Below are 17491 nucleotides of genomic sequence, written 5' to 3' on the forward strand. Positions count from 1 at the left end.
CCGGGCGCGCAGGCTGGCCCGATGGGCGTGGAACCGCCGCATCGCCTGCCCGGCATCCAGATTTGACATAAGACAGGCCATCTTAAAGATCACCGGTCTTCAACAGGATCTGTTTCCAGACAGATGTTTCATCGAACAGCGTGTATTCGCGGCGCAGGCCCCACGGACCGAATTCGGCATGGCTGATGCCAAGCACAAAAACCTCGGCTCCGGTTGGTACACCGAAGACACCCCACCCATCGTGTTTGCCGTGCAACGTCCAACGAAGCGCGGCACGCGGCGGCATCATCGGGTCGTCCCGACCGATATGGTGCTGGATTTGGAACTCGGCATTCGGGAACGAGGCGCGCAGGCCCATCCAGAAACGATCAACCGGTCCCCAACTATGCCCGGTGGTGCCGCCGGGGTATTCCGACTGCACGGCCCGGTCATATTCGGCCTCAATAGCGCTCATATCCGCGCTCATGATCCGGGTCAGGATATCGGCGTATTTCTGACCCCATTCATTGTCATTGCCGCTGCCTTCATACGGGCCAGGCTGATCATTCGATGGGGTGTAAGGCCGCACGCAAGCCTCTGGTCCGCCTTCGCGTGCGATCAGATCACGGGCATAGTCTTTCGACTCCCAGCCCATCTGCTGCACGATTGCACCCTGGTCCCGGATCAGCCACTCATCATTGATCTGGTTATTGATGGCGTGGCAGTCGGCCAGAATACGGTAGACCAGCTTTTTCCCGGTGGCCTTGCCGTACACCCCGTCCCCAAGATGGGTTGCAGTCGACAAAAGACGGTGTGAGGACAGCATCCCCTCTTCCGGCGTACCGGACCAGATCACGTCTTCGCCCAACAGCGTCCGATCCGGAAACTCGGCCAGCGTCGCCATCGTGGCCGCTATTACCCCCTGATTGCCGACAACCACCGATCCGGGCGAACGCACGACAATGTCCGGCGCATAGTAATCATGCAGCGTGGCAATTCCGCGATCTTCCCAAATCTCTTTGGTGATCCCGATGATGTAATCGGGAAAGTCTTTGAATTTGGGATCAAACCCCTTCATGTTTTCCATCCTTCAGGTACGCGGGCCGATCCGCGAACGATCAGCGGCCCATCAATCTCTAAACGTCGGGGACCCATGCGCGGGTCATTGATTTTGCTTAGCAAGATGTCCACGGTTTCAGACACCATGCGGTTTGCCGGTTGTCGGACGGTGGTCAGGTCGTAGCTGGGCCAGGCTGCTACGGTAACGTCGTCATAGCCCACAACCGACACATCCTGTGGGATCTTCAGGCCAATTTCGAACCTGAGCGTGTCCATAACGGCGATGGCCATATGGTCGTTTGCAACAAAGACGGCCTCGGGCGGATCCGAGGCGAACATCCTGCGGGCCGCTTCCTGCGCCTTTTCGGTTCCGAAATTGCCGACCTCGCGGGCATGCAGCGCAACGCCTGCTTCGTTCAGCGCGGCCGTAAAACCAGCTTCGCGATCCCGCTGCGTCGACGCGCCCTCCCACCCGGCGATGTATCCGATCTTCTTATGTCCGGCGGCCAGCAGGAACTCGGCCGCCTTGCGCCCGCCCGCCGTGTTGTCCGAGGTGACCGATGACATGGCCGGGTCATCCTGCGCCCGGTTAAACAGTACCATCGGCACACCGGCAGCGCGGCACCGATCGGAAAGGTCCGATGACAATGCAACCGACGCCGCAATGATCCCATCCACCTGAAAATCAAGAATTTCTTCGACAACCTTGTCGATATTCTGAGCTGAGTTCGAGGCCATGAAGATCAAGACGTGATAGCCGCGTTCCTGCAACGCGTTGGTCAGTTTTTCCAGCGCCTCGGGGTAGAACTGATTGTTCAGATAGGCGACCACAAGGCCAATGATCCGGCTTCTGCCCGACACCACAGCCCGGGCCAGAACATTTGGACGATAGCCCAACTCCTCTGCCGCTTTGCGGACCTTTTGAATGGTCTTTTTGGAAGCCGATGCGCCGGGGGTGAAAACACGACTGACCGCCGATTGGCTTACTCCGGCCAACCGCGCAACGTCCATCGATGTGACCTTCTGTATTGCCATCAGTCCGCCGTCCAACCTCCGTCCACCAGCATGGAGGTGCCCGTGACCAGCGCCGAGGCGTCAGAGGCCAGATAGACAACCGCGCCCATGATGTCTTCGATCTCACCCGGTCGGCCCAGCTTGATCTTGTCCAGAATCCAGGCGCGTTTGTCAGGGTCTTCAAAGGTTGGGCGCGTCAGATCGGTCAAAATGAAGGTCGGGCAGATTGTGTTGACACGAATTTTCTCCGGGCCGAATTCCAGAGCCATGGCTTTGGTGAAGCCTTCGACAGCAAACTTCGAGGCGCAATAGACCGCACGCTCGCGCCCGCCGACATGGCCCATCTGGCTGGAGATATTGATCAGCGATCCTGACCGCCCGGCCTCCAACAACCCCCTTGCCACGGCCTGAGTCAGAAAATACGCACCCCGGACATTCACATCCATGACGGCATCAAAATCCTCGGGGCGCGTGTCCACAGCCTTGCTGTGACGCGCCAACCCGGCTGAGTTCAAAAGAACATCAAACGGGCCGCTTTGTGCCACTGCCTGCGCCGTCGCCTCGATATCCGACACATCCAACTCCAGCACATTGGCCTGCCAGCCACGCGCCTGCATTTCAGCGGCTATGTCTTGCAGCGCGCCGGTCCGGCGCGCTGCTAATGTCACCTCTGCCCCGTGTTCCGCCAGCGCCACGGCACAGGCCATGCCGATGCCAGAGGATGCCCCCGCAACCAAAGCGCGCTTGCCGCTTAAACTGAAACTGGGGGTGCTGGGGAATTGGGGCATATCAAACCTCGCCGACCGGGAATGGAATCTCGCCCTGTACGCGTACCTTGTTGAATTCACGCAGCCGGGCAAAGACATCTACGCCCAGTTGCCGGTAGGCGTCCAGCACGTCGACCAAAACCCAGTTTTCACGGATCAGACCATTCTCCAAGCGCCAGAAATCAAGGCTGCGCATGGTGATCCGCTTGCCAGATGGCGCAATGCCCATCCAACCGTCATGGGTCACCGTCTGGATCATGTTCGGCCAGCCGGTCACGGCGGCGTATTCAGCATCCCCGAAGAAATGATAGGTGATGTCGTCCACGTATTTGCCGCGATCCGGCATCCCGTTCAGGAATGGGATCTGATGCCAATTGCGGAACCCTGCAATGCCGCGCCCGGTGCCGATCCCTGCGGGGCCATACCAGTTCATGCGAGGATGCCAGAATTTTGGCATCTCCATCACCTCAGGGCCACCCTGGCTTGGGTGTTTCTTGAGGTGTTCCAGCATTTCAACGATATGGGCGCAGGACGCCTGAGATTTGGCCTCATCCCACGGGCCCGGCACAATTCCGTCTAAGGTGGCAGGGCCTGGAATACAGAACTCCAGACCCAAGGACGGCGCCATGGGCCAGGCTTTGGCCTGCATCATCACTTCAGGGATATCCCAGAGCGTCTGAATCTCGACCACTTGCCCATCCACGACGCGATAGAATTCGTGATACCGCATATGGGTCAGGTGCCCGGTTGGCGGAATGTCCAGCCACGGGGCGACAAAGGTGCCGTAGTAATGACCGCCGCACCCGATCCAGTCATCGCCATGTTCGGTTTTGCCGCCCATCACGATCCAGTCCCGTCGTTCAAGGTCGGGCATGGCTTTCAGCAGGGGCGCATAGCAGGTGTCATAGAGTTCCTGCGGACCGGTCAGATCACCGAAGGGATGCGGCATATGGATGACGGCGTCGGCGGCGATCACGCCCTTCAGCGCCGCCTGAACACGGACGTCGTCAAAGTCATACATCGCGGCCCGAAGCGGCGCGATCAGTGCCTTGTTCGCCGAATGGATATCGCTCATTCCGCCGCCTCTCGATAAGGCGCACCTTCGCCATAGGGAACATTGATGCCCCCATAGCGACGCACCCGGATATTGCACTGCTCAGCATGGCCAACGAAACCTTCGAGCATACACAGGCGCGACCCGAACTCGCCGATCATCGTTGCGGCTTCATCCGTCAGAACCTTTTGATAACTGTGCGTTTTCAAGAATTTACCGACCCAAAGACCACCAGTATAACGCCCGGCTTTCTTGGTGGGCAGCGTGTGGTTGGTGCCGATCACCTTGTCACCATTGGCCACATTCGTTCGCGGCCCCAGGAACAGCGCGCCATAGCAGGTCATGTTCTCAAGGAACCAATCGTCGCGGTCGGTCATGACCTGCACATGCTCGGACGCGATGTCATCGGCCACTTTCAACATCTCTTCATACGTGTCGCAGACAATCACCTCACCATATTCATCCCAACTGACGCGGGCCGTGTCCGAAGTTGGCAAAATGCCCAGAATACGGTCGATCTCGGCCAAGGTGTCCTCGGCCAGTTTGCGCGAGTTGGTGAGCAGAACACAGGGGCTGTTATACCCATGCTCGGCCTGACCCAGCAGATCGGTGGCACAAAGCTCGGCATCTGCGGCAGTTTCATCTGCGATCACCATGGTCTCGGTCGGGCCTGCGAACAGGTCGATGCCGACACGGCCAAAGAGTTGCCGCTTGGCTTCCGCAACAAATGCGTTGCCGGGACCGACCAGCATGTGCACGGGCTCGATCGTTTCCGTTCCGACGGCCATGGCACCCACAGCCTGAATGCCGCCCATCACGTAGATCTCATGCGCGCCGCCCAGATGCATCGCCGCGATGACAGCGGCATTGGGCTTGCCCTGAAACGGCGGGGTGCAGGCGATGATGCGCGGGACACCGGCAACCTTGGCGGTCGCGACAGACATATGCGCCGACGCCACCATCGGGAACTTGCCGCCAGGAACGTAGCAGCCCACAGACTGAACCGGGATGTTCTTATGCCCCAGGATCACTCCGGGCAAAGTCTCCACTTCGATGTCCAGCATTGAATCGCGCTGAGACTGGGCGAAATTCATCACCTGCGCTTGCGCGAACTTGATATCCTCCAGTTCCCGTTCAGACAGCGATGCGATCAGATCATCGATCTGTTGCTGGCTCAGGCGATAGCTTTCGGGTGAGTAGTTGTCGAATTTCTCCGACAATTCGCGCACAGCCGTATCCCCACGCGCTTCGATGTCTTTCAGGGTCGCCTCGACGACAGCGCGGGTCTTGGCATCATCTTCGGCCCTGTCGGCCTCGGGTTTGCCGCGTTTCAGATATTCGATTGCCATTATCCTGATCCTCAGTTTGCGGGCCGGGGCGGCGTTTTCTCGCCCCGGTCAAATGCTTCCCAGCCTTCGCCGTTGAAGACGTCCACGCCCAGCTGTGCGGCGACATGAGCGAAATCGACATTCACCCAATTGTCGACGATCTTGCCGTCGACAACTTTCCAGAAGTCCATGTAGCGGATTTCGACCCGCTTGCCGGTTGGGGCGATCCCCAGAAATTCGCCTGAATGGGTGGCTTCCTGGCGACCGAATGCGGCGGCCCATTCGCCCATGTAAAGGCGGGCCTCATCAATGCAGGTCTTGTCCGAAAACGCCGCCTGAAACGGGCGTTGCCAGTTGTCCTGAAACTGTTGCAGGCCGGTTTTGGTGCCACATCCCTGATTGCCCATCCAGCGGAAGCCCTGCGAGAAGAACTCGCCAATGTCGTCGATGCGATGATCGTTCAGCCCATCGACCATCCCTTCGATAACAGCGCGCGTTTCTTCGGTTTTGCTCATATCCGTGTCTTTGGTCAGCACGGCCTGTTCGGGGCGGGAGCCCTTCATGTGTCTCGTCCTTTTGTTGGTGCGTAAGGAATTTCCGTTTTTTCAGAGAGTGTTAATGCTCTGACAGAAAATCCCTCGGCATCCGGTTGAGCGCCGGATGGCGCCCAATGGCCTTATGTCGTGCAGACGCGCTCATCAGCCTTTCACCGCACCGGCGGTCAGTCCGCTGACGATCTGGCGCTGGAAGAACAGGATCAGGACGAACAGCGGGGCAGTCGCCGAGACAACGGCCGCGACGGCATACATGACCTTGCCTTCAACCTGAGTGGTGCCCATGAAGCTGTTGATGGCGGGAATGATGGTCTCATTCTCTTCACTCAAGAGCATCACGGCCACGGTAAAGTCGTTGTAGGCCAGCAGGAAACTGAACAGACCGGTGGTGATCACGCCGGGCCACATGACCGGAACGATCACATGCCGGAAAGCCTGAAACCGGGTGCAGCCATCGACCATGGCACTTTCGTCCATGTCTTTCGGGATGTTCTTGAAGAATGAATGCAGCATCCACAGGGTAAAGGGCTGATTGATTGCCACAAGCACAATGATGGTCGTTGGCAGAATGCCCCAGACGTTCCATTCGAAGAACCACAGCAGATAGCCTGAAACCAGCGTGATATGCGGCATGGCGCGGAATACCAGCGCCGCCATCAGGATCCAGAACGCATAGCGGAAACCGGACCGGGCCAATGCGTAGCCGCCCAATGTTCCGAAGGTCAGCGAGATGACCACGGTGAAGAAGACAACGATGCCGGTGTTCTTGAAGTTGAACCAGAAATCTTCCTCGATCCACGCGCCGTAATAACCTGCACCGGTAAAGGCGCTTCCGGTTTGCTCGATAGTGTTTGTGCCGCGCAGCGCGTTCATCCAGTCGGCTTTCGACAGGAAGTCAGCCTGAACCTTGAAGCTGCCCCAGAAGGTCCAGAAGAAAGGGAACGCTGCGATGATCAGCCAGAACGCCACAAAGGTGTATGAGAACAGCTTTAGCGGGGTCATGCGGGATTGTGCTTTGGTCGCCATGTCGTGTCCTCAGTGAGATTTACGGGTGAAGTCGCGCCATGTGCGCACCAGCACCGGCATCATCAGAATGACCACGATGATGATGGTGATCAGCGAGGTCGCGCCAGCCGAGGCGTAAAGCGGATTGCCGCTTTCGCGCAGGTCGTTGAAGATAATCCAGCTGAGCGAGCGCGCATGGGCCTCGGCCTTGAAGCTGACGATGGGTTCAAAGACACGCAGATTGTCCATGATCATCATCAGGGTCACAAACGAAACCAGCGGCATCAGATGCGGCACAACCACATGGATCATGCTCTGCCATTTGCTGGCACCGTCGATCTGCGCCGCTTCCATCGTGTCTTCGGGCACCGTCTGAAGCCCGGCATAGAAGGTGATGAAGCTGAACGGCAGGGTGTGCCAGACACCATACACCATCAACATGATCCACATCAGCGGCGTGGATGCCTTCAGGCTGAGGGTTGGATCATTGAAAAGCCGTTGAATTGTTGCTCCGATCACCCCGTCACCGTCGACCATCCAGAACAGGATCAAGGAACCTACCAGTGGGGTTACGAGGAATGGCAAAAGGGAAATGAAGATCGCAAGGCCCTTCAACGCGCGTGGCAGGTTGTTCACCCCAACCGCAATCGCCAGACCCAGGACCAAGACCAGAGGCGTCACAATGAAGGTATAGGCCAGCGTAAAGGTCAGAGCGTTGTAAAATGGCAGGTTGTAAACCTTCGACCAGAACTCACCCAGGCTTTCTGAAGTTGACCAGGCCTCCCCAATGTCGGCGAGTGCCAGATGTGACCGGTCGAAATACGTGCCCAGACCGTTGAAACGACCCAGCGGTTGTTCTTCCCGCAGCTTCTCGGTCGCTTCCGTATCAACTGTTGTCGTCGGGTTACATCCAAACGGACCGCAACTTTCCGAGACGATCAGAACCTGCTCGTGTTCGACAAAAAGCGACTGGATAAACACCGACACGATCGGCAGCGCGATGAACAAGATCATCGCTGACAGTGTCGGCAGAACAAACCAGAAGAAGGTGCGGTGTTTCATAACATGCGTCCCGATCTAAATTCGAGAAAGAGAGGGGGCCGTGACAGCCCCCTCAAGTCGGGGAGATTTACTGGAGGAAGCCAGCCTCTTTGGCCGACGTTCTGTAGGTTGCCTCGACATCGGAAAGCGCTTGCTCCGCAGACTCGCTACCCTTCATGAAGTCAGACAGCTCCTTGCCGAGAGCGGCGTGCAGAATGCCGATCTGAGGGATCATCGGGTAGGGTTTTGCGCCGCCCTGCGCTGTAGCAGCAACGCCAGCAGCGGCCGCCCCTGGTTCATATCCTTCCAGCAACCAAACGGCATCGTCATTGTTTGCCGCGACCATCTCGGGTGTCAGCGCGCTGGCAAGTGCCGCAAAGGTAGCCTCTGCTTCTTCATCCGACACGTTGGAGGCAATCGAGAAACCATCCCACCACAATGTCGAAGCCGGGGTCGATCCCCCGCCAACAGTTGGAGCCGAAGACAGAACAGTGTTCGAGGTTACCTCTTCCGAGGACCCTTCATCATCCAGAATTGGCGAGCCGCGCGAACCCCACATGACGCCCAGGGCTGCCTGACCAGCTTCCCACAGGCCTTGCGTCTCGTTCGAGGCGTGAGTCAGGTGATCCGGGTGCGCGTATCCAGCCAGAGCCTTCATAACTTCAAGCGTGGCCAGACCCTTTTCATTGTTGATCGCTGGCTCGGCTGTGCCCGGCTCAAAGAACTCTCCGCCATGCCCAAGGTAGATCATGTTGAACACCTCAGCGAGGTTCCAACCACCGTCCCCGGCGCTTAGGTTCATCACGATCGGATGTTCCATGATGCCGGCGGCGCGGATCATCTCGGCGGCTTCAAGGACTTCTTCGTAAGTTGCCGGAATACCGTCAAAGCCTGCCTGCTCAAGAATGTCCGTACGCGAGAACAGGTGCTGCGAGTTGGCCATAAAGGCCACAGCCATGACATTGCCATCGATGGTGATCAGAAGGTTGGGCGAGATGTTTTCGCCATACTTTTCAACCAGATCATTCAGCGGACGCACCAGACCGTCATTCATCAGCTGGGTCAGCGTCGCGTTGGCCAGAATGACCGAGGTGTATTCAGACGGGTTCGGCGTCAGGGCCGCGTTCATGATCTGGCGCGCTTCGGTTGTGTGGTTGGTCGAAAACTCGGACGCCCCACCTGCACAGTTTTCCTCGGCTGTGCCTGCAACGGCATGGATGGCCGGAAAATCACTGGCCAGAATTCGGATGGATTGACCTTCGGGACCGCAGTTCGCCGCATATGCAGCCGAACCCATCAATCCGACGAAAGTGGTTACGGTAGCTAGCTTTTTCAGAAACATCTCATCTCCCTGTTTCTCTGAAGTGTCGTGCGCGCCCCTGTCACGCACAAAGTTCTGGTCCCGAGGCTGATCCCCGGTGATTTACGGGGCTACTTTCAGATCCGTTCGCCGGTTTGGCCGTCAAACAGATGGCAAATCTCGACCGGCACCGAGATCGACACCATGTCGTCAATTTCAGCCCGGAAATTCTTGTCGGCCTTCACGGAAACCAGCGCGCCACCAACGCGAACCGAGATCATCGTCGCGTCGCCCAGCAACTCTTGGGTATAGATCGGAGCGTTGATTTGCCCCTGCCCGTTTTCCGCAAGCGTGGCATCTTCTGCGCGGAACCCCAGTGTCAGCGGGCCCTCGGGCGCTTGCACACCGGGAATCTCCACGTTCTTCGTGACAAAAACTCCGTCGCGAACCTCGCCTTCCATCAGGTTCATCGCCGGGTTGCCGATGAAGCTGGCGACAAATGTGTTGGCAGGCGTGTCGTAAATCTCGGTCGGGCTGCCTACTTGCTGCACGACGCCCTTCTTCATAACGACCACACGATCAGCAAGCGTCATCGCCTCGATCTGGTCATGCGTTACGTAGATGGTTGTCACCGCAAGCTCGTGGCTCAGGTTCTTGATCTGAGCGCGCGTGGAAACCCGCAGCTTGGCGTCTAGGTTCGAAAGCGGCTCGTCCATCAGGAAGACATTCGGCTCGCGCACAATTGCGCGCGCCAGGGCGACGCGCTGACGCTGACCACCGGACAGTTCCGCCGGTTTGCGATGCAGAAAATCATCAAGTTCGACCATAGCCGACGCGCGGCGCACCTTGTCGTCATGGGTCGACGGGTCAATGCCGCGCACTTTCAGCGGAAATCGGATGTTTTCGTAGACGTTCATATTCGGGTAGAGCGCATAGGACTGGAACACCATCGCCACGTCGCGGTCCTTGGGCTCCATATCGTTGACGCGCACCCCATCGACCAGAATGTCGCCTTCGCTGGCATCTTCCAAACCCGCAATCATGCGCATGGTCGTCGTCTTGCCGCAGCCCGAGGGCCCCAACAATACAAGGAATTCCTTGTCAGCTATGGTCAGATCGAAATTGTCGACGCCGACAAACGAACCCCATCGCTTGCCAACATTCCGCAATTGAATCTCGGCCATCAGCCCCTCCCGTCAGTTTTTTTGCATACGCTTGCATTGACGGTAGACTTAACTGCGGCATTTTGGCAAGATTTTTTTGCAATCGTATGCAGGGAGCGCCTTCACATGCCAGATTTTTCGGCGGAAAAACAAGTCATAAGAAACTTCTACGCCAAGCTGGACACTGCCGAACCGGGGACTGAAAGCAGCGTTTTGGCCGAGTTCTACGGCTCGAATCACATATGGCGAGGCTTTCATCCCTTTGACGAAATTCACAACGCTGCAGAGGTCGCGCACACCTTCTGGACCCCATTGAAGACTGCCCTGAAAAACCTGCAAAGACGGCAGGATATCTTTATGGCCGGGGCCAACGAGATTGATGATTTCTCGTCGGTCTGGGTTGTTTCGATGGGGCATTTGATGGGGTTGTTCGATGCACCCTGGCTGGGCATCACACCGACCGGCAAACTGGCGTTTCTGCGGTATTGCGAATTCAACAGGGTCGAAAACGGGCAGATCACCGAGACAGCCATGTATTTCGACATACCGCATCTGATGCTGCAAGCTGGTTTGCAGCCCTTTCCACCGCAAACGGCAGCGCAGCTTGTTCAGCCCGGACCCATGACCCATGACGGGTTGATTTTCGAACCGCAGCCTCCTGAAGAAGGGCAAAAGACCCTTGCCGCAATCAACGCGATGATCGCAGATCTCGGCCAATGGAACAGCGGTCTGAGCCTTGAGGATGAACTGCGGCGCACATGGCACGAAGACATGCTGTGGTGGGGGCCGACCGGCATCGGCGCGACCTACACGATCAAGCGGTATGCCAAACAGCATGCCGGGCCATTCCGGGCCGGGTTCACGGACCGGTCAAAGACCAAACATATCTGCCGCATCGCCGAGGGGCATTACGGGGGGTTCTTCGGATGGCCCAATTTCACCGCACGGCCCACCGGTGGTTTCATGGGCATGCCCGCCACAGACAAGGCGGGTGAGTTCCGCGTCATCGACATCTACCGCCGCGCCGGAGACAAGCTGGCCGAAAACTGGATCTTCATCGATCTGCTGCATTTCTGGAAACAGCAAGGCATCGATATTCTTGAACGCACACAAGAGGTGCCGCGCACATGACCGGCTGGATCGACGCCCATCACCATCTTTGGGATCTCGGGGCGGTTCACTACCCCTGGCTGATGGCCCGCGGGGTAAAGCGCTTTTTCGGGGATCCGACGCCAATTCAAAGAAACTACTTACTGGATGAATTCCGGTCCGACGCACAAGCCAACGGCATTCGCGCCTCGGTTCACATTCAGGTCGGCGCTGAAGACGGTCTGGCCGAGGCCCGCTGGGTTCAATCTGTTGCCGATGCCAATCCCGATTGGCCAATGGCGCAGGTCGTTTTCTGTGATCTCACCGCACCGGATCTGCCCGACCAACTCGACGCGTTCCAAAACCTAAACACAGTGCGCGGCGTGCGCCAGATCGTCGGGCGTGCACCGGGCGAGGATGCCCGGACCGGCACCAATGCCCTGTTGGACGACCCCCGCTTTCTCGCAGGATTGCAGGAGGCAGGGCGCGGCGGGCTGAGCTTTGACTTGCAACTCATCCCCGAGCTTTACGCAAAAACCGCCCACATCCTTGCGCAAGCCCCGGACACGCAGATAGCGCTCTGCCACGCGGGCTCGCCTCATGACCGGAGCGCTGACGGTTTGGACCAGTGGGCTGAAGATCTGCGAGCATTGTCAGAGCTGCCCCACATAACATGCAAGTTGTCCGGTTTGGGCATGTTTGATCACAGTTGGTCAGGTCAGAGCATTCGTCCGATCATTGATACTTGCCTCGCGCAGTTCGGAATGAACCGAGTGATGATCGGGTCGAACTTTCCAGTCGACAGCCTCTACAGTGACTATACAACACTGATGAAAGCCTTCCGCGATCTGATCCCAGATCAGGCCAAGTCAGCAGTATTTCGCGAAACCGCGGAACGGTTTTATCGATTTGGTACTTCTTAGAGCGGTTAGCGGGTGCGTTGAAGATCTGGAAGCAGGTCAGAGCCAGCAGGCTTTGCGGCGGACATATTTCAAGTCTGTTCAGGTCAATCCCAACGACTAGGCTCAGCACCCAAACTACTGGATGCTGCAAAATGCAACAGAATCCAGCAGTGTCCGACCCTGTCAATCGAGGGCGATCCTTTGCGCTCGACTACAGCTGGGCGCGCGAGATTCTGTGTTACACTCAGGTCTTCAAGGCTTCGAAAATACAGATCACTTTCGAGCTTTGATCGTGCAGTATCGTGCCGGTCACCTACGGCTATTCGCCCCAAGCCGGACAAGCCGATACCCCAACGTTGTCGCTATTTTTTTGATTTCCAAACAACACGTTACCCGGAAATCAATGAATTAGTGACTCAAGAGTGTCTATTAGCTTAAACTTTATCCATTAACGGGTCGAGGTATTTCAATGAAATTGAATTCCAAAGAGCCTAACTCTGAGAGTGGGTATCCTGAAACCAATATCATCATAATTTGTGCGCGCCTTCTTCAAGATCGATCTGAAAGAGGATCGCGCGATTTCTTACAATCAATGAGCGCGCTTCACTTGGGATCATTGATTGATCGGAAAAAATATAATCTGAAAATTCATTTGGAAGATTGGCATGGCCCATACAATTGCGCCGAGACTACTGGTGTGGATATCTGCGTTCTGACCGGACTCCAAACGGATTTTGACCGCATGCGGCAACTTGCATATTCCTTTCGAAGCGCCGGTGCAAAGGTGGTCGCCGGGGGTAGTTTGTGCACGCTGTTTCCAAGATTCGCCAGTCAATTTTTTGACACCGTCTGTGCAGGCGGGGTGGAAGCGTTCCGGGATTTTCTAACCGACTACGAAATCGGCGAAACGAATGAGATCTATTATTCGTCGTCGCATCAGATTCGAGATTATGAGATTGATCACGGTTTGCTTTCAGAGAATGGAATCGACCTGCCGCTTCATTTAATCGAGGCGTCACGTGGATGCAGCTTTCGTTGTGATTTCTGTGTTCTTCCGGCAGAAAATGCCTTGCACGCTAAATACAAATTGGAGCGGGTGGCCGCAACGATCGACGACGCAATCAAAAAAAGTCCGTCGGGCAGCGCTCGCGCCAAATACCCAATTATCTGGTTCATCGACAACAACTTTATCGACAACCGCGCCCACATGAAGGCAGTCGTCAACCTTCTTGCCCGCAACCCAAAAGTCAGAGCGTGGGGCGCAATGCTCACGCAAGATGCTTTGCGGGACCGGGATTTGATCAATCTTCTTGTTCAATCAAAATGCAAATACGTCTTTGTTGGAATTGAGTCGCTTGATGAGAATTTTCTGAAGAGCCACAGAAAAAAGCAAAACCTGTCACGCAGATCGAATGTCATCGACGACGTTATTTATGCCGAAAAGCAGGGTTTGTGTGTCGGATACGGGTATCTCTTTGACCCTGAGACAACATCTGTCGAGACAATGCGCCGACAATTGCGCCACATTGGCGATAGGCGCGATTTTCCGCTACCCTGTTATTGCAGTTTTGTGACGCCCTTACTCGGAACCGGATTTTTTTGGAAGTGCGCCCGCGAGAGGCGCCTTATGCCCAATGTCCGTCTGCGAGATCTGGATTGCGAGACTATCGTGGTAAACAACACGATTAGCTCCCATGATGAAATTACGGTTTTCGCTCGAGAACTGCTTGAGAGCCCCGGACGTCTGTTTGGCTGGGCAAATGTTGTTTCATCAACACTGTACCGGCTTTTCCGGACTCGCAGTCTTAATCCATATTTTTGGTTTATTGCTGTACGTTCCAACCTGCGCATGATGTCTTTTGCCTCTCGATATTCAGATGTGGCAGAGCGCAGTTTCATTGCCGGCCAAGATCGTCTGGATCCTCAATATGCCAATATACCGGACGGCATTACCGAGGCGGATCGAAGAAAGTATTTCGAGCCAATTATGATAACCGGCAACGACGGACAACTGGCAAGTTGGCTGATGGATGCTGCGCCCAAAGATGTATTGGAAACCGACGAGATGCACTTGATGGAGGCGCATTCATGCTGAAGGGTCAAAACTCGCAATCGTCAGGCGGCGAAAGACGTCAGATTACAGCTTTGTTTTGTGATCTCGTTGATTCCACCCAGTTGTCACAACATATCGACCCCGAGGACTTGCACAGCATTCTAGAAGGGTTTCGCGAGGAATGTATGAATGCGGCCCGGGCGGCGAACGGGAAAATCGGCGGCTTTTCCGGGGACGGTGTTCTTGTTTACTTCGGTTACCCAACCGCTCACGAGGATGCCCCTCGATTTGCAATTTCGACCGGGCTGGAGATTGTGCAACGCATATCAAAACTCAACGAACGGTTCTCTCTCGCGCTCGACAAACAGCTGCAGATACGTATCGGTATTCACACCGGAATAATGTTTGCGAACGATACGGGGGCTGACGAAGGGCCGGAGGCTGCAGAGATCGTTGGCGACGTTCCCAACGTAGCCTATCGCGTCCAAGGAATGGCAGAACCCAATTCGATTGTTATCAGCGCAAATACCCAACCACTGGTCTCTGGTTATTTTGACCTTGAAACGATGGGGTCGGTCGAGCTTAAGGGTGTTTCTGTTCCGATAGAGCTGTTCCGCGTCGTTTCCAGCCGCGATGTGCCCAACAAGCTCTCCATCCGGCTTCATAAAGTTGTCAGCCCTCTTGTGAATCGTACAAGCGAGCTAAGAATTCTCGAGGAGACGTGGAAGAGTACGACCGAAGGTCAGGGTCGCTGTATTGTCCTGATAGGGGAAGGTGGGATAGGAAAATCCCGCCTGATCAGGGTGCTGCGCAAAAAGCTTTCAGCTCAGGGTAATGCCAATATTCTATCTCTTTATGGCTCAGCAGAACATAAGAATGAGGGGTTCTTTCCCATCTTCGATGGTATAGCGCGGCTATCGGCATTGAACATGCCGGACGCGACCCACAACACCCCTGCTCAACTACACGAATTACTAAGTGAGGCAGAATTCGATGGCTCAGATCTCGCGAATTCCCTATCGCAGTTCTTAACCAAAGAACCCAAGCAAACGAGCGAAACGAGAGATTCCTGGGAGCTTCGCCAAAAGCTGGTTTCTGATCTGATCCAGTTTATTCTGTCACTTGCGGAACAGAAGCCGTTGCTTGTCATTCTCGAAGACGCGCACTGGGTCGATCCTTCAACGATGGAACTGTTCGGCCGTTTGATCGCGGAGATTTCATCACGGCAAATTATGATAGCAATAAGTTCGCGTGAACCGATCGCTATGCTAGCCGGAACCCTCGCAGTTGAAGTCGCGTTGGACCCGCTTTCTCGCGATGATAGCAGAAGATTATGCCTGCAAGTGGCTGATGAAGAAACTTTGGTAACCGACGCGGTTGACGCGATTGTCGCTCGGGCCGATGGAAATCCATTGTTTATTGAAGAGGTCACTCGCGTATTTCTCGATGCCGCCGACAAGGAAAGTCATTACGATTCAGGTACCAGCGGATTCCGTGTTCCCGCGACACTGCGGGATTCTTTGATGGCCCGATTGGACAAGCTGGGTCCGGAAAAGGAGCTTGCGCAAGTTGCCGCCGTTTTTGGCCGCAGTTTCGACAGGGCGGGTCTGAGTGCAATACTCGGATGGGATGAACTTGAAATCGATCAGGCACTGGAATCCTTGCTTGCGGCGGGACTGATCTTCAGGGTTATTCGAGACCCTTCCACTGATTATCGCTTCAAACATGCGTTGGTGCGAGATGTGGCCTATCTGTCCCTGCCGAAACCGCGGCGACGGGAATTGCACAAGGTCGCGCTGGACTTTCTCAGAAAGATGCCTTCCGACCGCAGTTCCTGTTCGCCGCTTGTACTTGCACAACACGCGTCCCGGGCGGGATTTGCCAAGATCGCGGCGACCTACTGGCTGCAGGCGGCGCAGCTTTCGTTAAATGGATCATCTAATCTGGAGGCAATCGCAAACCTTCGCCATGCGCTGGAAGAGGCAGAAAAACTGCCCGAAGGGCAAGAACGGGATCAGTTGGAGTTGGCGGCGCAAACCGCGTTGCTGGGACCATTGTTCGCGACCAAGGGTTTTGTGGCGAGCGAGGTTGAAACCGCAAGTGATCGCGCGCTTGAACTGTGCCACAAACTTAACGACACACAGCGTTTGTTTCCGCTGCTATACGCGCGTTGGGTTTCACGGCAAACTGCCGGAGATGTCTATTCCGCACTGTCGCTGGCCCAAGAGTTTCTGTCGCGGGCCCGGCGCGAGTCGCACGACGACGCAATTCTCGTAGGGCTGCGCCTAAGCGGGTTCTCACTCTTCTTGTCAGGCCGCCCCGCCGAAGCGCGCGAGCACCTGGAAGCGGCCTTGCATCAATACCAAACTGAACGGCATCGTGATCTCGTCTACTTCTATGGCACCGATGTACGTGTGATGGCACTGTGCAGCCTGGCGCTGGTCTGTTGCGCCGAGTGCCGCGGTGGTGAAGCCAGCAGGCTGATCGAGCGTGCGTTAGTTGAAGCGAAGGAATTGAACCATGCGCACACGCTGGGCTATGCGTTGTCATTCGCGCATTTTGTAAAGCTGAACACCGCGCAGTTCGACGAAGCTGAAACGATCTCGGAAACGATCTTTGACTTTGCAAAAGAGCGCAACATGCCATTCTGGGAGGTGCTCGCTGACGAATGCCTAGGCATTGTCGGGATCATGCAAGGGTATGCTGCAGAAGCAGTCAACCGCTTGGAAAGAGGTTTGGCGATACATGCCGAGACCGGGGACAACTTCGCTGAGCCGTTCAAGCTGGTTTTCCTTGCGAAAGCGTATGCGATGCTGGGAAGGCAGGATGAGGCGCTAACGGCCTTGCAGAGCGCCGAAGAGGCAGTCGAAACCGGAGGAGAACTTTGGGCCCAACCAGAGGTCATTCGAGCCAAAGCCGATCTGCTCGCCGCAGGGCGGGCTGCTGATCCGGCTGCCATTGAGGCCTTGTATTGTTCATGCATAGAGCAAGCCCGCGAACAAGGGTTCAAGTCACATGAGTTACGCGGCGCCCTGTCGTTCGCGGAATTCTTGGGCGCAACCGGGCGGCCTCGTGAAGCCGCCCAGGCGCTTTTGCAAGCGGTAGAGGGGTTGGACCCAGCCGCTGACAGCAAGGAAGCCGAAATGGCGCGCGCGATTATCGAGGGCCTGTCGAGCTGATCAT

General features: G+C 56.2%; 15 protein-coding genes. 5 read left to right on the forward strand and 10 right to left on the reverse strand.

Annotation, left to right across the window (positions count from 1 at the left end):
* Positions 1 to 82: 82 nt before the first annotated feature.
* The 10 genes from ACR0E6_RS10090 to ACR0E6_RS10135 all read right to left on the reverse strand — a co-directional run bounded on the left by ACR0E6_RS10090 (position 83) and on the right by ACR0E6_RS10135 (position 10285).
* Positions 83 to 1057, reverse strand: coding sequence for a nuclear transport factor 2 family protein (locus ACR0E6_RS10090; RefSeq protein WP_170452913.1), 975 nt, complete (start codon positions 1055 to 1057; stop codon positions 83 to 85).
* Complete coding sequence (locus tag ACR0E6_RS10095; protein ID WP_480582809.1) at positions 1054 to 2073, reverse strand: LacI family DNA-binding transcriptional regulator; 1020 nt, start codon at positions 2071 to 2073, stop codon at positions 1054 to 1056. Before ACR0E6_RS10095 ends, ACR0E6_RS10090 begins: the two co-directional genes overlap by 4 nt.
* Complete coding sequence (locus tag ACR0E6_RS10100) at positions 2073 to 2840, reverse strand: SDR family oxidoreductase (protein WP_170521527.1); 768 nt, start codon at positions 2838 to 2840, stop codon at positions 2073 to 2075. Before ACR0E6_RS10100 ends, ACR0E6_RS10095 begins: the two co-directional genes overlap by 1 nt.
* Before the next feature lies 1 nt (position 2841).
* Positions 2842 to 3894, reverse strand: coding sequence for an ester cyclase (locus tag ACR0E6_RS10105; protein WP_480582812.1), 1053 nt, complete (start codon positions 3892 to 3894; stop codon positions 2842 to 2844).
* Positions 3891 to 5222 carry a histidinol dehydrogenase gene (gene hisD, locus ACR0E6_RS10110; protein WP_480582815.1) on the reverse strand — a complete coding sequence of 444 codons (1332 nt, stop codon included), beginning with the start codon at positions 5220 to 5222 and terminating at the stop codon, positions 3891 to 3893. Before hisD ends, ACR0E6_RS10105 begins: the two co-directional genes overlap by 4 nt.
* A gap of 11 nt (positions 5223 to 5233) precedes the next feature.
* Entirely contained in the window at positions 5234 to 5764 is a 531-nt protein-coding gene (locus ACR0E6_RS10115) for an ester cyclase (protein ID WP_170521521.1), read from the reverse strand.
* 135 nt (positions 5765 to 5899) lie between these two features.
* A complete protein-coding gene (locus ACR0E6_RS10120; protein WP_170452930.1) occupies positions 5900 to 6781 on the reverse strand; it encodes a carbohydrate ABC transporter permease in 882 nt (293 codons plus the stop codon).
* A gap of 9 nt (positions 6782 to 6790) precedes the next feature.
* Positions 6791 to 7822 (reverse strand): carbohydrate ABC transporter permease, encoded by a 1032-nt coding sequence (locus ACR0E6_RS10125; protein ID WP_480582818.1) that lies wholly within the window; start codon positions 7820 to 7822, stop codon positions 6791 to 6793.
* 67 nt (positions 7823 to 7889) lie between these two features.
* Positions 7890 to 9143 carry an ABC transporter substrate-binding protein gene (locus ACR0E6_RS10130; protein ID WP_480582822.1) on the reverse strand — a complete coding sequence of 418 codons (1254 nt, stop codon included), beginning with the start codon at positions 9141 to 9143 and terminating at the stop codon, positions 7890 to 7892.
* Between the two features lie 95 nt (positions 9144 to 9238).
* The gene (locus tag ACR0E6_RS10135) at positions 9239 to 10285 is read right to left on the reverse strand and encodes an ABC transporter ATP-binding protein (RefSeq protein WP_170521510.1); all 1047 of its coding nucleotides are present in this window, start codon (positions 10283 to 10285) and stop codon (positions 9239 to 9241) included.
* Positions 10286 to 10390: 105 nt separating this feature from the next.
* On the opposite strand from ACR0E6_RS10135, the gene ACR0E6_RS10140 reads away from it, so the two are divergent.
* The 5 genes from ACR0E6_RS10140 (at position 10391) to ACR0E6_RS10160 (ending at position 17487) form a co-directional block, all read left to right on the forward strand.
* Positions 10391 to 11395, forward strand: coding sequence for a nuclear transport factor 2 family protein (locus ACR0E6_RS10140; RefSeq protein WP_480582825.1), 1005 nt, complete (start codon positions 10391 to 10393; stop codon positions 11393 to 11395).
* Positions 11392 to 12276: an amidohydrolase family protein gene (locus tag ACR0E6_RS10145; protein WP_480582828.1), complete on the forward strand. Its 885-nt coding sequence runs from the start codon at positions 11392 to 11394 to the stop codon at positions 12274 to 12276. Before ACR0E6_RS10140 ends, ACR0E6_RS10145 begins: the two co-directional genes overlap by 4 nt.
* A 131-nt stretch (positions 12277 to 12407) precedes the next feature.
* On the forward strand, positions 12408 to 12545 hold the full coding sequence (locus ACR0E6_RS10150) for a hypothetical protein (RefSeq protein ID WP_170452947.1): 138 nt from the start codon (positions 12408 to 12410) through the stop codon (positions 12543 to 12545).
* Between the two features lie 179 nt (positions 12546 to 12724).
* Positions 12725 to 14350 carry a B12-binding domain-containing radical SAM protein gene (locus ACR0E6_RS10155; RefSeq protein WP_480582831.1) on the forward strand — a complete coding sequence of 542 codons (1626 nt, stop codon included), beginning with the start codon at positions 12725 to 12727 and terminating at the stop codon, positions 14348 to 14350.
* Positions 14344 to 17487, forward strand: a complete 3144-nt coding sequence (locus ACR0E6_RS10160; protein ID WP_480582834.1) for an ATP-binding protein — start codon at positions 14344 to 14346, stop codon at positions 17485 to 17487. The genes ACR0E6_RS10155 and ACR0E6_RS10160 overlap by 7 nt, the downstream gene beginning before the upstream one ends.
* Positions 17488 to 17491 lie beyond the last annotated feature (4 nt).

Source organism: Ruegeria sp. AP12 (genome assembly GCF_056540025.1).